The 15,013-nt window shown below is 72.1% G+C and carries 10 protein-coding genes and 1 pseudogene; 3 read left to right on the forward strand and 8 right to left on the reverse strand.

The window, feature by feature from the left end:
• Positions 1-61: 61 nt before the first annotated feature.
• Entirely contained in the window at positions 62-1,066 is a 1,005-nt protein-coding gene (galE, locus tag G7072_RS05145) for a UDP-glucose 4-epimerase GalE (protein WP_166084549.1), read from the reverse strand.
• Positions 1,067-1,262: 196 nt separating this feature from the next.
• Between galE and leuS the strand changes: the two genes are divergently transcribed.
• Complete coding sequence (gene leuS / locus G7072_RS05150) at positions 1,263-3,797, forward strand: leucine--tRNA ligase (RefSeq protein WP_166084550.1); 2,535 nt, start codon at positions 1,263-1,265, stop codon at positions 3,795-3,797.
• A gap of 617 nt (positions 3,798-4,414) precedes the next feature.
• Here the strand turns inward: leuS and G7072_RS05155 are convergent.
• From G7072_RS05155 to G7072_RS05185, 7 genes and pseudogenes are all read right to left on the reverse strand, one after another.
• Positions 4,415-5,425, reverse strand: coding sequence for a sugar phosphate isomerase/epimerase family protein (locus G7072_RS05155; protein ID WP_166084551.1), 1,011 nt, complete (start codon positions 5,423-5,425; stop codon positions 4,415-4,417).
• Positions 5,426-5,435: 10 nt separating this feature from the next.
• The gene (locus tag G7072_RS05160; protein ID WP_166084552.1) at positions 5,436-6,626 is read right to left on the reverse strand and encodes a Gfo/Idh/MocA family oxidoreductase; all 1,191 of its coding nucleotides are present in this window, start codon (positions 6,624-6,626) and stop codon (positions 5,436-5,438) included.
• Positions 6,623-7,522 (reverse strand): sugar phosphate isomerase/epimerase family protein, encoded by a 900-nt coding sequence (locus G7072_RS05165; RefSeq protein WP_166084554.1) that lies wholly within the window; start codon positions 7,520-7,522, stop codon positions 6,623-6,625. Before G7072_RS05165 ends, G7072_RS05160 begins: the two co-directional genes overlap by 4 nt.
• A gap of 114 nt (positions 7,523-7,636) precedes the next feature.
• Positions 7,637-8,872, reverse strand: coding sequence for a substrate-binding domain-containing protein (locus G7072_RS05170; RefSeq protein ID WP_166084555.1), 1,236 nt, complete (start codon positions 8,870-8,872; stop codon positions 7,637-7,639).
• A 52-nt stretch (positions 8,873-8,924) separates the two neighbouring features.
• Positions 8,925-10,052: pseudogene (locus G7072_RS19970) on the reverse strand (ABC transporter permease).
• Positions 10,049-11,131: an ABC transporter permease gene (locus G7072_RS05180; protein ID WP_166084556.1), complete on the reverse strand. Its 1,083-nt coding sequence runs from the start codon at positions 11,129-11,131 to the stop codon at positions 10,049-10,051. Before G7072_RS05180 ends, G7072_RS19970 begins: the two are co-directional and overlap by 4 nt.
• Positions 11,128-12,699 (reverse strand): sugar ABC transporter ATP-binding protein, encoded by a 1,572-nt coding sequence (locus G7072_RS05185; RefSeq protein ID WP_166084557.1) that lies wholly within the window; start codon positions 12,697-12,699, stop codon positions 11,128-11,130. Before G7072_RS05185 ends, G7072_RS05180 begins: the two co-directional genes overlap by 4 nt.
• A 98-nt stretch (positions 12,700-12,797) precedes the next feature.
• Between G7072_RS05185 and G7072_RS05190 the strand changes: the two genes are divergently transcribed.
• The gene (locus G7072_RS05190) at positions 12,798-13,967 is read left to right on the forward strand and encodes an ROK family transcriptional regulator (RefSeq protein ID WP_240917155.1); all 1,170 of its coding nucleotides are present in this window, start codon (positions 12,798-12,800) and stop codon (positions 13,965-13,967) included.
• 52 nt (positions 13,968-14,019) lie between these two features.
• Positions 14,020-14,898, forward strand: a complete 879-nt coding sequence (locus G7072_RS05195) for a DegV family protein (protein ID WP_166084559.1) — start codon at positions 14,020-14,022, stop codon at positions 14,896-14,898.
• Positions 14,899-15,013: the final 115 nt, after the last annotated feature.

The raw sequence follows: 15,013 nt of genomic DNA on the forward strand, positions 1-15,013 counted from the left end.
GGGACTCCTGGGGTGAGAGGGGTGCGGTCGCGCGGTCAGGCTTCGGAGGGGACGGGCGGCCTCACTCGTAGCCGAGGATCTCCTTGCGCTTGCGGCCCCAGGCCAGCGCGGAGGCGATCGCGTCGTCGATGGTCAGGCTCGCGGTCCAGCCCAGGACCTCGCGGGCCTTGTCGACGTTGGCGAAGGCGCCGACGGCGTCGCCCGGCCGCGGCGGGGCCTCGCGCACCGGCACCTGCTCGCCGAACACCCGCTCGAAGGAGGCGACCAGCTCGCGCACGGTCACCCCGTCACCGGTGCCGACGTTGATGATCGTGCTGGGGGCGTCGACCGTCGCGAGCACCTCGTCGAAGGTCTCGACCGCGCGCACGTGGGCCTCGGCCAGGTCCCACACGTGGATGTAGTCGCGGATGCCCGTGCCGTCGCGGGTCGGGTGCTCGACACCGGTGATGGTGAAGGCGTCCTTGAGGCCCTGGGCGGCCATCACGAGCTGGCCCAGCACGTGCGAGGGCTCCCGGGCGTAGATGCCCGACTCCAGGTCGGGGTCGGAGCCGATCGGGTTGAAGTAGCGCAGGCTGATCGCGCGCAGGTCGGTGGCGGCGGCCATGTCGGTCAGCACCATCTCCATGACCCGCTTCGTCCGGGCGTACGGCGAGCCGGGGTCGAGCGGGTCGACCTCGGTCACCTCGAACCCGTCCTTGGTGGCGTAGAGCGAGGCGCTGGAGGAGAACAGCACCCGCGGCTTGCCCAGCTTCGTGAGCTGGTCGAAGAGCGTGAGGGACTTCGCGACGTTGTCGCGGTAGTACTCGTAGGGCTGCTCCACCGACTCCGGCACCACGATGCGCGCGGCCATGTGGATCGTCGACTCGATGTCGGGGTGCTCCTCGACAACGCGGCTGAGCAGGTCGCGGTCGGCGATGTCGCCCTCGTAGAAGATGCGGTCCTTCACGAACACCCGGGGCCCGGTGAGCAGCGAGTCCAGCACCACGGGGGTGTGGCCGGCCGCCTCCAGCGCCTTGCACGTCGTCGAACCGATGTAGCCGGCACCGCCGGTGACGAGAACCTTCATGGTCAGCGACCCTAGCCCAGCCCGCCCACGCCGCCGGGGAGCCCTGCCCGGTCGGTGCGGTAACCTGGGCACGTGACCAGCCGTCTGCTTCTTGGACAGCCGCTCTGAGTCGACCGCGATCGACCCCAGAGCGGCCACCCTCCTGCCCGGAGGGTTTTTTTGTGCCCCGGAGCGACCACCCAGGAGACCCGAACCGATGAGCGACCACCAGACCAGCGACCCCGGCACCGACCGGGACGAGCGCGCGACGTACGACGTGCCGGGCGTGCAGGAGAAGTGGCTGAAGGCCTGGGAGGAGCACCCCTTCACCGCGGGCCAGGGCGGCATCCACGGGGACGGCGAGAAGCGCTACGCGCTGACGATGTTCCCCTACCCCAGCGGCGACCTGCACATGGGCCACGCCGAGGTCATGGCGCTGCACGACGTCATCGCGCGCTACTGGTGGCAGCGCGGGTACGACGTGCTCAACCCGATCGGGTGGGACTCGTTCGGGCTGCCGGCCGAGAACGCCGCGATCCGCAACGACGAGAACCCGGCCGTCTACACCTACGCCAACATCGACACCCAGGCCGAGTCGTTCCGCCGCTACGCCATCTCCTTCGACTGGTCGCGGCGGCTGAACACCTCCGACCCGGAGTACTACCGCTGGACGCAGTGGCTGTTCCTGAAGTTCCGCGAGCAGGGACTGGCCTACCGCAAGTTCTCCCCGGTCAACTGGTGCCCCAACGACCAGACCGTGCTGGCCAACGAGCAGGTCGTGCAGGGGATGTGCGAGCGCTGTGGCGCCGAGGTCACCAAGCGCGAGCTGTCGCAGTGGTACTTCAAGGTCACCGACTACGCCCAGCGGCTGCTGGACGACATGGTGCCGCTGGAGGGGACCTGGCCCTCGAAGGTGCTGGCCATGCAGCGCAACTGGATCGGTCGCTCGGAGGGCGCGCACGTCGACTTCGTCGTCGAGGGGGCCTCGACGGGCTCGACCACCGAGTCCACGCCGATCCGGGTCTTCACCACCCGCCCCGACACCCTGTTCGGCGCGACGTTCATGGTCGTGGCCGCCGACGCGAAGCTCGCCGCTGAGATCGTGGCGCCGGAGCGGCGTCAGGCGCTGGACGACTACCTGGTCGAGGTCCGCAAGGCCACCGACATCGACCGGCTGGCCACCGACCGGCCCAAGACCGGCGTCGACCTGGGCGTCACCGCGGTCAACCCCGTCACCGGCGCCCGCATCCCGGTCTGGGCCTCCGACTACGTGCTGGCCGACTACGGCACCGGCGCGATCATGGCGGTGCCCGGCCAGGACCAGCGCGACTGGGAGTTCGCCGCGACCTTCGACCTGCCGGTGATCCGCACGGTGCAGCCGACCGAGGGCTTCGAGGAGTCCGGCGGCGAGGCGTTCACCGGCGCCGGTCCGGCCATCAACTCCTCCAACGACGAGATCTCGCTGGACGGGCTGGGCATCGACGAGGCCAAGACCCGCATCATCGACTGGCTGGAGTCGAAGGGCACCGGCACCCGCTTCGTGAACTTCCGGCTGCGCGACTGGCTGCTGAGCCGTCAGCGCTACTGGGGCGCCCCGATCCCGATCATCCACTGTGAGACGTGCGGCGAGGTCGCCGTACCGGAGGACCAGCTGCCCGTCGAGCTGCCCGACCTGCGCGGCTCCGACCTGAAGCCGAAGGGTGTCTCGCCGCTGGCCGCGGCCGAGGACTGGGTCAACGTCGACTGCCCGCAGTGCGGGGGAGCGGCGAAGCGCGACAGCGACACGATGGACACCTTCGTCGACTCGTCGTGGTACTTCCTGCGCTACTGCTCGCCGCAGTACACCGACGGCCCGTTCGACCCCGAGGCCGTGCGCGAGTGGATGCCCGCTGCGCAGTACGTCGGCGGCGTCGAGCACGCGATCCTGCACCTGCTCTACAGCCGGTTCTTCACCAAGGTGCTGCACGACCTGGGGATGGTCGACTTCACCGAGCCGTTCACCGCGCTGCTCAACCAGGGCCAGGTCATCAACCGGGGCAAGGCGATGAGCAAGTCGCTGGGCAACGGGGTGAACCTGGGCGAGATGATCGACGCGTACGGCGTCGACGCCGTTCGGCTGACGATGGTCTTCGCCGGCCCGCCGGAGGACGACATCGACTGGGCAGACATGAGCCCCGGTGGGTCGCTGAAGTTCCTGCAGCGGGCGTGGCGGCTGTCGGGCGACGTGACGGCCCCCGTCGGGGCGTCCGCCGCCGAGGGCGACACGGCCCTGCGCCAGGTCACCCACCGCACCGTGCGCGAGGCCGAGCAGCTCATCGAGTCGCACCGCTTCAACGTGCTGGTGGCGCGGACCATGGAGCTGGTCAACGTCACCCGCAAGGCGATCGACTCGGGCTGCGGCCCGGCCGACCCGGCCGTGCGGGAGGCCGCCGAGACGGTGGCGGTCCTGCTGTCACTCGTCGCGCCCTACACCGCCGAGGAGATGTGGGAGCGGCTGGGCCACGAGCCCACCGTCGCCCGCGCCGGCTGGCCCGTCGTCGAGGAGGCCCTGCTGGTGCAGGAGTCCGTCACGGCGGTCGTACAGATCCAGGGCAAGGTCAAGGCCCGTCTCGAGGTGTCCCCGGAGATCTCCGAGGCCGACCTGGAGGCCGCAGCTCTGGCCGACGAGTCCGTGCAGCGGGCGCTGGACGGCAAGACGGTCCGCAAGGTCATCGTGCGGGCCCCCAAGCTGGTCAACATCGTCGCCACCTGACCTCTCGCGGTGATCGATCTCGACAGGCTCGATCCAAGGAGCCGCGAGTCCCCGGTGGTCGAGCAGCGAGCGCCAGCGAGCGTCGTCGAGACCTCGTGGGGCGCTCACCGGGTCTCGACGACGCTCGCCCAGGGGCTCGCTGCTCGACCACCGGGTTGGACCTGGCGAGGTGGTCGCGTCCGGGAGGCGATCCCTTAGGTGGCGGCTCGACAGGTCTATCGCCTGTCCAGCCACCACATAAGCGTGATCAGAACCCGTTGGTCGAGCAGCGAGCGCTAGCGAGCGTCGTCGAGACCTGGTGGGGTGGTCACCGGGTCTCGACGACGCTCGCCCAGGGGCTCGCTGCTCGACCACCGGGGTGAGGCCCGGTGAAACGGTCGCGTGGTCTCGACGACGCTCGCCCAGGGGCTCGCTGCTCCTTAGATCGAGCTCGTCGAGATCGACCACCGGGCTGAGACCTGGGGGGTGGTCACTGGGTCTCGACGACGCTCGCCCAGGGGCTCGCTGCTCCTTGGATCGAGCCTGTCGAGATCGACCACCGGGGTGAGGCCCGGCGGGACGGTCGCGTGGTCTCGACGACGCTCGCCCAGGGGCTCGCTGCTCGACCAGCGGGGGAGTCAGTCCTGCTTGAAGGCGGCGTCGAAGGACGCGGTCGCGGGCGGGAAGTCGAGCCGCCGCAGGTAGGCGAGCGCCTCGGGGGCGCCGTGGAGGCGGTCCATGCCGGCGTCCTCCCACTCCACCGAGATGGGGCCGTCGTACCCGATGGCCGACAGCGCCCGGAAGCAGTCCTCCCACGGCACGTCGCCGCGGCCGGCCGAGACGAAGTCCCAGCCGCGGCGCGGGTCGCCCCACGGCAGGTGCGAGCCGAGACGGCCGTTGCGGCCGTTGCCGACCCGCATCCGGGTGTCCTTGCAGTCGACGTGGTAGATCCGGTCGGCGAAGTCGGTGATGAACGAGACCGGGTCGATGTCCTGCCACACCATGTGGCTGGGGTCCCAGTTGAGCCCGAACCCGGGCCGGTGGCCGATCGCCTCCAGCGTCCGCACGGTCGACCAGTGGTCGTAGGCGATCTCGGAGGGGTGCACCTCGTGGGCGAAGCGCACGCCGCACTCGTCGAAGACGTCCAGGATCGGGTTCCACCGGTCGGCGAAGTCGGTGAACCCGGCCTCGATCCGCTCGGCGGACACCGGCGGGAACATCGCGACGTAGGGCCAGATCGAGGAGCCGGTGAAGCCGACGACGGTCTTCACGCCCAGCTTCTGCGCCAGTCGCGCGGTGTGCTGCATCTCCTCGGCCGCCCGCTGCCGGACGCCCTCGGGGTCGCCGTCGCCCCAGACGCGGGACCCAACGAGGTCGCGGTGGCGCTCGTCGATCGGGTCGTCGCAGACGGCCTGACCCTTGAGGTGGTTGGAGATCGCGAACAGCTGGAGACCGTGGCGCTCGAGCAGGGCGAGCCGTTCGGCGACATACGCCTCGTCGTCCCAGCGCCACGCGTCGAGGTGCTCGCCGGAGACGGCGATCTCGAGACCGTCGTAGCCCCAGCCCGCCGCGAGGCCCGCGACCTCCTCGAGGGTGAGGTCGGCCCACTGGCCGGTGAACAGGGTGAAGGGACGGGGATGCGTCGTCATGTCGTTCCTCTCAGGCGGTCACGGGGACGGAGACGGCGAGCTCGTCGGCGCCGACGGCGACGCAGCGCGAGCCGTCGGCAGCACTCTGCTCCATCGCGGCCAGCACGCGCTGCACCGCCAGGCCGTCCTCGAACGATGGGCGCGGGTCGGTGCCGGTGGCCAGGCAGCGCAGCAGGTCGGCGGCCTGGTTGGTGAAGGTGTGGTCCCAGCCGAGCACGTGGCCGGTGGGCCACCACGCCTCGAGGTGGGGGTGCCCGGGCTCGGTGACCATGACGTCGGTGGTGCCGGCTGTCAGTGTCGAGCCGCCGGGGGCGTCGTGGACCCGCAGCTGGTTGAGGTGCTCGAGGTCGAAGGACACCGACCCGCGCGAGCCGTAGACCTCGATCTGGAAGCCGTTCTTGCGACCGGCCGCGACCCGGGAGACCTCCAGGCTCGCGACGGCGCCACCGTGGGTCTGCAGCGTCGCCCAGGCGGCGTCCTCGACGGTGACGGCCTCGGGCCCCGCGGGGCCGGTGCGCTCGGGCACGAAGGTGCGGGTGGTGGCCGAGACCGAGGCCACGCTGTCGCCGGTCAGGAACCCGAGCTGGTCGACGGCGTGCGAGGCCAGGTCGCCGATCACGCCGGAGCCGGCCTGCTCGCGCCGCAACCGCCACGTCATGGGGGCCGACTCGTCGGTCAGCCAGTCCTGGAGGTAGCAGATCCGCACCTGTCGCACAGTGCCGATCCGGCCCTGGGCGACCAGGTCGCGGGCGAGCTCGAGCGCCGGCACCCGCCGGTAGTTGAAACCGACCATCGACCGCACGCCGTGGGCCCGGGCGGACCGGGCGGCCTCCACCAGCGCCTCGGCCTCGGCGACGTCGTTGGCCAGCGGCTTCTCCAGCAGCACGTGCTTGCCGGCGGCCAGCGCCGCCTGGGCGACCTCGGCGTGGAGGTGGCCGGGCAGGCACACGTCGACGAGGTCGACGTCGGGCCGCTCGATCACCTGGCGCCAGTCGGTGGCGGTCTCGTCCCAGCCGTACGCCGCTCCCGCCGCGGCCACCTGCGCGGCGTCACGGCCGACCAGGACCGCCTGGCGGACCGGGGGCACGTCGGGGAAGAAGGCCCTCACGTTGCGCCACGCGTTGGAGTGGGCCTTGCCCATGAAGGAGTAGCCGAGCACGGCGACGCCGAGGGGGCGCTCGTGCGGGTGGGCGGCAGTCATCGGGAACCTCCGGGGGTCGGTGCTCCGGAGCCACTCAGGTGGCGCAGGAACGCCAGGCCGTCACGGGCCAGGTCGTCCTGGGTGGGAGCGAGGGGTCGCCAGATCGACGCGGCGGTGGCGATGGATGCGTTGTCGGCGGTGAAGCTCTCCAGCACGAGGGGGCCGTCGTAGCCGACCTCGTCGAGCGCAGAGAGGAGGGCGGGCCAGTCGGTCTGGTCGCCGCCGGGAGCGCCGCGGTCGGAGCCGCAGACCTGCACGTGGACCAGGTGGTCGCCGGCGGCGCGGACGGCGTCGGCGCTGGAACGCTCCTCGATGTTGAGGTGGTAGGTGTCCAGGGCCAGGCCCACGGCGCCGCCCGGACCGCCGTGGGTGTCGAGCAGCGGGCCGAGCGCGCTCAGCCCCTGGGCCACGGTGTTGACCAGCGAGGTCTCGTAGCGGTTGAGCGGCTCGATGCCGATCCTCACCCCGGCCTGGGCGGCGTGGTCGACGACGGGTGCCAGGTGGGTCCGCAGCTCGTCGTATGCCGTCTCCCGCTCGAGGGTGCCCATGCGCCAGACGCGGCCGGTCGATGCGGTGAACGGTCCGCACACGGCGGCGGCGCCGATCCCGTGCGCGAGGTCGATGCACGCGCGCAGGTAGTCCTGGGTGCTGCGCACGCGCTCGGGGGGAGCGGCGACGAGGTCACGCCCGGGCGCCATGGCCCCGACCACGCAGGGAACCAGCGCGGTCTCGTCGAGCAGCGGGCGCAGGACCGCGGGGCTCAGGTCGCCGACGTCCTCCAGGGGCAGCTCGACGGCGTCGAAGCCCAGGTCGGCCACGTGGTGCAGCAGCTCGGGGGCGTTCGCATCGGTCAGCGGCGAGGTCCAGACCCAGGTGTTGACGCCGAGCGGTCGCATGACGACACCTTTCGCGGGGGCGGGAGCACGGGAGAGGACGGGGGAGGGGTAGGGCCCCCCGGTGGTGCTGCGCGCGGCGGGTGCACCGCGCGCAGCACCGGTGAGCAGGTCGGGTCAGGGGATCTGACGCTCCTGCCAGACCTCCGGGTAGCCGGGAAGGTCCTCGCCACCGAACTTCGCGTAGTGGCCGTCGGGCATGCCCTCGTTGGCGGAGATGAAGTCGGCCCGCTCCTCCTCGGTGATCGGCGTCTGCGGGAGCACCCACTCAGCCGGCACCTCCTCGCCGGCGAAGATCATCTGCGCGGCGAGCAGCGGCGTACGCCACTGGAAGTTGGAGTACACCGGGGCGAGCCCGGTCAGCCCGGTCTCCTCCCACTTGCGCAGGAAGGTCATCTCGTCCTCGCCGGTCATGACCGGCAGGTCGGCGCCGGCGTCCTCGAAGGCCTCGATGGCGGCGACGGCACCGTCGCCGGCGTCCATCCAGACTCCCTGCACGTCACCCTTGGCCAGCTCGTCGGAGACGATCTTCTTGATCTCGGCCGGGTCGGCGCCGGTGAAGTAGTCCACGGCCTCGATGCCGTTGTCGGAGAAGATCTTGTCGGCAGCGGCCCACCGGTTCTCCAGCACGTCGACGCCGGGCAGGATGCGCAGCGCGACGACCTTGTCGCCCTCCTCGAGGTTCTCGGAGAGGAAGTTGGCGGTGTCGATGCCCCAGGCGTAGCCGCCGATGGGGTGGATGAAGGTGGTGGCGCAGTCGGTCTCGACGCCGCGGTCGAAGACGATGACGGGCTTGCCGGTGTCGCACGCCCGCTCCACCGCCGGGGTCAGCGCGGCCGTCGAGTTCGGCGAGATGATGAAGACGTCGCAGTTGCCCTCGTCGATGAAGTAGTCGATGTCGGCGATCTGCGTGTTGTCGTCGTCCTCGGCGTCACGGGTCTCCATCTCGGAGATGACGCCCTCCTCGACGAGCACCTCGAGCTGCTGGTTCATGGTGATCCAGCCGGTCTGGCGCCACGGGTTGCTGATCGAGGCGTTGGCGAAGCAGGCCTTCTGGGGGCCGTCGGCGGCGAACTCCGCGGTGTCGGTCATCTCGCCGTCGATGTACTGCAGCCACGGCTCGGACTCGTCGCCCTCGAAGGTGGCGCCGCGCTGCTCGTCCTGCTCGTCGAACACGGCCTGGTCGAACCACTTCGAGTCCTCGCCCGACTCCTCCGTCGAGCCCGAGGACTCCGAGGACGACTCCCCGGACCCCTCCTCCGCGGCGGGTGCCGACTCGTCGGTCGAGCAGGACGTCAGGACCAAGGCGGCAGCGGCGGCCGTCACGGCGGTGCGGTACGTGCGTCTGGTCATGTGCGGTTTCTCCTGTGTTCGGTGCCCGGCGGGCGCGGTGGGTTCGGGAGGGTCAGGGGGACGGGGCGGAGGGCGGTGCGCCCTCGGCCCCGGCGGTGGTCGCGGGCGCGGGGCCGGGCGCGGCCCCGGGGCGACGCAGCAGGCGGGGGAGCCGGTTGCCCGAGCTCCAGGCGCGTCCGGCGAGCGCGACGGCGAGGATGATGATCACGCCCTGCACGGTGTCCCTCCAGGTGGAGGGGATGTCGCGGAAGTTGAGCAGCGTGAAGAGCAGGTCGAGCGCGATGGCGCCGATCGCGGCCGAGATCACCCAGCCGCGGCCGCCGCCGAGCACGACGCCGCCGAGGACGACCGCGGTGATGGCGATGAACTCGTAGCCCTGCCCGACCGAGGGGTGCACGCCGGCCTGGCCGACCAGGATGATCCCGGCCAGGGTCGCGGACAGCGAGGACAGGATGAAGGCCCGGGTCTTGACCCATCAGACGGTGGCGCCGCTGACCTCGGCGGCGCCGGGGTTGTCGCCGGCGGAGACCAGGGTCATGCCGTAGGGGCGGCGCACCAGCCACGAGGCGAGGGCCCCGACGACGATCAGCAGGATGAGCGGGTAGGGCAGCAGGTCGAGGACCGGGACGCCCTCGATGCCGCCGCGGCCGATCTCGCGGAAGTTGTCCGACGGGTTGCCGGTCGCGGCCCCGCCGGTGAGGTAGAAGACGAAGCCGGACAGCGCCAGCATCATCCCGAGCGTGACGATGAAGCTGGGTACGCCGAGCAGTGTGGTGGCCACACCGTTGAGGAGCCCGACGAGGGCGCCGACGGCGATCATGAGCAGCATCACCGGGAGGATCCGGCCGTCGTCGTCACCGATGAGGTTGCCGGCCATCACGACCTGGGCGGCGATGACCGAGCCCATCGACAGGTCGAACTCGCCGGAGACGATGACGAAGTACTGCCCGATGGCGAGGATGGCGATCGGGGCGCTGCGCGCCAGCGACCGCACCAGCCGGTCGGGCTCGCCGAAGCTCGGGTTCGAGGCGACGATCAGGACCAGCAGCACGACCGCGAGGACGTAGACGGCGCCGCCGGGGGTGGCCAGGGCCCCGAGGAAACGCCGCAGGGGCGTCCCCTCGTCGGCCGGCAGCTCACGACGTACGCCGCTCCCGTGCGGCGAGAGGGTGGTGCTCATGCTCGCTCCTGGCTCGACGGGGTGGTGGCGGGTGCGCCGGTCAACGGGGAGGCGTGCAGGGGGAAGCGCGTGGGCCGGCGGGGGATGGCGCGGCGGGCGTAGACCGCGACGGCGACCACGATGACCAGCCCGCGCACGACGTCGCGGAGGAAGGAGTTGACCTCCATGACGCTCATGACGTTGTCGAGCACGGCGAAGATCGCGACGCCGCCGAGGGTGCCGACGATGGAGCCGCGACCACCGGCGAGCAGCGTGCCGCCGAGGACGACGGCGGCGATCGACATGAGGTCGTAGCTGCCCTGGCTGCCGATGGTCGGGCTGCCGACGCTGGTGCGCGAGAGCAGCAGCAGGCCCGCGACGCCGGAGAGCATGGAGCACAGCACGTGGGCCGCCACGAGGGGCCGGTCGGTGCGCACCCCGGACATGCGGGCTACCTCGCGGCCACCGCCCACGGCGTACAGCTGGTGGCCGAGGCGGCTGCGCCGCAGCATCAGCACCGCGGCACCGGCGCACGCCAGCATGACCAGCGTGCTGACGGGGACCGGACCGATGAGGCTGATGCCCCACAGCTGGAACGACCGGGGCGCGGAGCCGGAGCTGCCCTGGTAGTTGGAGGCGAGGAAGCCGCTGACGATCAGCCCGGTGCCGAGGGTGGCGATGAACCCGTGGACGTGGAGGCGCGTCACGATGAGCCCGTTGGCGAGTCCGATCAGGCCGCTGACCGCGAGCGCGGCGAGCACGCCGGGAACGACGTTGCCGGTCTGGCCCGCCATGATGCCGCCGGCCACGAGGCTGGACAGGCTGATGACGAAGGGCACCGACAGGTCGAGGCTGCCGCCCAGGATGACGAGGGTCTGCCCGATCGCGACGAAGCCGAGGGTGCTGGTCAGGGTGAGGACCGAGACGATGTTGCCGTTGCGGAAGAAGTTGTCGCCCGAGATCGCGGCGAGCACGACTCCGACGAGGACGACCACCACGAAGGCGATCCACACCAGCTGCGTGCTGTCGAGGCTGCGGCGTCCCGAGCGGCCCGCGCTCGGGGTCGCGGTGCCCGTGGGACGCTCCACGGTCTGGCTCATGCGACCTCCTCGGTCCGGGCGCCGGTGGCCAGCTCGAGCACGGTGACCTCGTCGGAGCCGGCCGGCAGCTCGCCCGCGATCCGGCCGTCGCGCATCACGACGATCCGGTCGGACATGCCGATGACCTCGGGCAGCTCGCTGGAGACCATGAGCACGGCCTTGCCCTCGGCGGCGAGGGTGCGCATCAGCTCGTAGATGCCGCGCTTGGCGCCGACGTCGATGCCGCGGGTGGGCTCGTCGAGCAGCACGACCTCGGGGTTGGTGCCCAGGCAGCGGGCGAGCACGACCTTCTGCTGGTTGCCGCCGGAGAGGTACTGCACCTCCTGCGCCTGGCTGCGGGCGTTGACCTCGAGCGAGCCGAGCAGGCCGGGCAGGGCAGCGCGGGCGGCCGGGGTGCGGCGGGGGAAGACGGCGCGCACGACGCTGAGGGCGTTGGCGGCGATGCTCTGGTTGAGCGCCAGGCCGGTGGCCTTGCGGTCCTCGGTGACGAACGCGAGCCCGCGTCGTACGGCGCCGCGGGGGCTGCGCAGGCGGGTCGGCTGTCCGGACACCCGGACCTCGCCACGGGTGAAGGGGCGGACGCCGAAGACGCCCTCGAGCAGCTCGGTGCGACCCGACCCCTGGAGGCCGGCCAGCCCGACGATCTCGCCGGCGTGGACGGTGAGGTCGACGGCGTCGACGTACCCGTTGCCGCAGCCGCGGAGCTCGAGCCGCGGCTCGCCAAGGGTGGTGCCCTTCTGCTTGTCGGGGAAGAAGGCGGAGATGGTGCGTCCGACCATCAGGCGGACGATGGTGGACTCGTCGAGCTCGCTCGCCGGGCGGGAGTCGACCAGCGCCCCGTCCTTGAGGACGGTGATGGTGTCGCAGAGGTCGAAGATCTCCTTGAGCCGGTGGGAGACGTAGAGGATCGCGACGCCGCGGTCAGTGAGCCGCCGGATGATGGCGTAGAGCAGCCCGACCTCGTGGTCGGCGAGGGCGGCGGTGGGCTCGTCCATCGAGATGATGCGCGCGTCGTGGCTGACGGCCTTCGCGATCTCGACGACCTGCTGCTCGGCGATCGACAGGGTGCGGACCTGGTCGTCGGGGGAGAGCCCGCTGACCCCGAGCCCGTCGAGCAGCTCCTGGGTGTCGCGGCGCATGCGGGCGGAGTCGACGAGGACCCCGCGGCGCGGCTCGCGGCCGAGGTAGATGTTCTGGGCGATGGTGCGGTCCGGCAGGAGGTTGAACTCCTGGAAGACCGTGGAGACGCCGGCGGCCTGGGCCTGCACCGGGTGGTGGAAGTGCTGCACCTCGCCGCCGACCTCGATGCTGCCGCTGTCGGGCACGTGCACACCGGCGAGGAGCTTCATCAGCGTGGACTTGCCGGCGCCGTTCTCGCCGACGAGCCCGTGGACCTGGCCGGGCACGAGGTCGAGGTCGGCGGCCTCCAGCACCACGTTGCCGAGGAAGGACTTGGTCAGTCCCCGGGCCCGCAGCACGGGTCCGGTGCCCCTCCCGGTCCCGGACCCGTGCGCGGGCAGCGCGGAGGCGTTCGCCGGGGGCTCGTGGGCCGCGTCGCGATCTGCCATGACCGGACTGTGGCACGCATCACTGCCTTTTGTCGAGTATCCGGCAAAAGTTGATGGATGCGTGTCGGAAGGGGGTGGGGCGTGGTTGGATGTGCTCCATGCAGGCCAGTGACCTCTTCGAGCTGCTGCGGGATGGCCGTCCCCGCACCCGTGCCGAGCTCGCCGAGTCGACCGGCCTGGCGCGTTCGACCGTGGCCGCGCGGGTCGACCAGCTGATGGCCCTCGGGCTCGTGGCCCCGAGCGGCGGCACGTCGACCGGCGGCCGCCCGCCGTCGCTGTTCTCGATGAACCCGCACGCCCGGGTGGTGGCCGGCGTCGACGTCGGCGCGACCCACGTGTCGCTGGTGGTCGCCGACCTCGCGGGCACCGTGCTCGCCGAGGCCGGGGAGTCGCTGGAGGTGGCGCAGGGGCCGGAGGTGGTGCTCGCGTGGGTGACCCGGACGGTGCGCGACCTGCTCGCCGCCCACGACCTGCGGCCCGGCGACCTCGCCGCCGTCGGGATCGGGCTCCCGGGCCCGGTCGAGCACTCGACCGGTCGGCCCACGAACCCGCCGATCATGCCGGGCTGGGACCGCTACGACGTACCGGCGCGGGTGCAGCAGGACCTCGACGTGCCCGTCCTCATCGACAACGACGTGAACATCATGGCGCTGGGGGAGCGGCAGGTCGCCTTCCCCACCACCTCGGACCTCGTGTTCGTCAAGGTCGCGACCGGCATCGGCGCCGGGATCATCTCGGGCGGCGAGCTGCAGCGGGGAGCCCAGGGCACGGCCGGCGACCTCGGTCACGTCCGGGTGGCCCGCGCCGACGACGTGCCGTGCCGCTGCGGCAACACCGGCTGCCTCGAGGCCGTGGCCGCGGGCCCGGCACTCGCCGACGCGCTGCGGGCCGCGGGGGTCGACGCCCGCACCAGCCAGGACGTCGTGGACCTGGCCCGGGCCGGCGACGTCACCGCCCACCAGGTGGTGCGCCAGGCCGGGCGCGACCTGGGCGACGTGCTGGCCACCCTGGTGAACCTCATCAACCCCTCGGTGCTCGTCATCGGCGGACGGCTCGCCGGCGCGGGCGAGAGCCTGCTGGCCGGCATCCGCGAGGTCGTCTACCAACGGTCGCTGCCGCTCGCGACCGAGCACCTCCAGGTCGTGGCCTCGGTCGCCGGCGACCACGCCGCCGTGCGGGGAGCGGTTGCGCTGGCCGTCGCCCACGTGCTGTCCCCGGAGCAGATCGAGCTCGGCGTCCGCCGGTTGGCGGAGGCGCGCACGTCGTAGCCCGGGTGGGCGTGCAACGTCGTCGACACACGGCTCGCCTATCCTTCGCTCCATGTCCCCGGTCGTCGTCGTCACCGACTCCACGGCTGGAGTGCGCGCGGAGACCGCCGAGGCGCTCGGCATCGTCGTGGTGCCGCTGCAGGTCGTCATCGGGGCCACGTCGTACGCCGACGGGGTCGACCCCGAGGCCAGCCCCGAGTCCGTCGCCCAGGCGCTGCGCGACTACCTCCCCGTCAGCACATCCCGGCCCAGCCCCCAGGTGCTGCTGGACGCCTACGAGCAGGCCGCCGCCGGGGGGGCGACCGAGATCGTCTCGGTCCACGTCTCCTCCGAGGTCAGCGCCACCCACGAGTCGGCGCTGCTGGCGGCCAAGCGGTCCCCGGTGCCGGTCCGCGTCGTCGACACCGGCCAGATCGGGGCCGGCACGGGCTGGGCCGCGGTCGCCGCCGCCCGGGCCGCGGCCGACGGCGCGTCGGGCTTCGAGGCGGCCGACGCGGCGCAGCGACGGGCGGACCACACGACGGCGCTGTTCTCGGTCGACACGTTGGAGTACCTCCGCCGCGGCGGTCGGATCGGCTCCGCCGCTGCGCTGCTCGGGTCGGCGCTCGCGGTCAAGCCCATCCTCGAGGTCACCGGCGGCCGGGTCGCACCGCGCGAGAAGGTGCGGACCCAGGGGCGAGCGATCGCCCGGCTGGAGGAGCTCGCGGTGCTCGGCGCAGCGGCGTACGACGTCGAGGTGACGGTCTGCCACCTCGCCAACGAGTCCGCGGCGACCGGCCTGGCCGGGCGCCTCGCCGAGCGGCTGGCCGACAACCTCGGCGGCCGGGAGATCGAGGTCTGCGAGGTGGCGGCCGTGCTCGGCGCCCACGTCGGCCCGGGCGTGGTCGGCGTCGTCGTGGCGCCGCTCCTGCCGCCGCACCACGAGGACTGAACCCCCCAGCCCGCCGCGGCGGGGCGGGCTGGACCAGCGTCGCTGTGGACTCTCGCCTTCGTCGGCCGGCGACGCTCGCCACGGCGGGACCGACCCCAGATGCGTGGGAAAAGCA

It is taken from the genome of Nocardioides sp. HDW12B, assembly GCF_011299595.1.
Lineage (GTDB): Bacteria > Actinomycetota > Actinomycetes > Propionibacteriales > Nocardioidaceae > Marmoricola_A.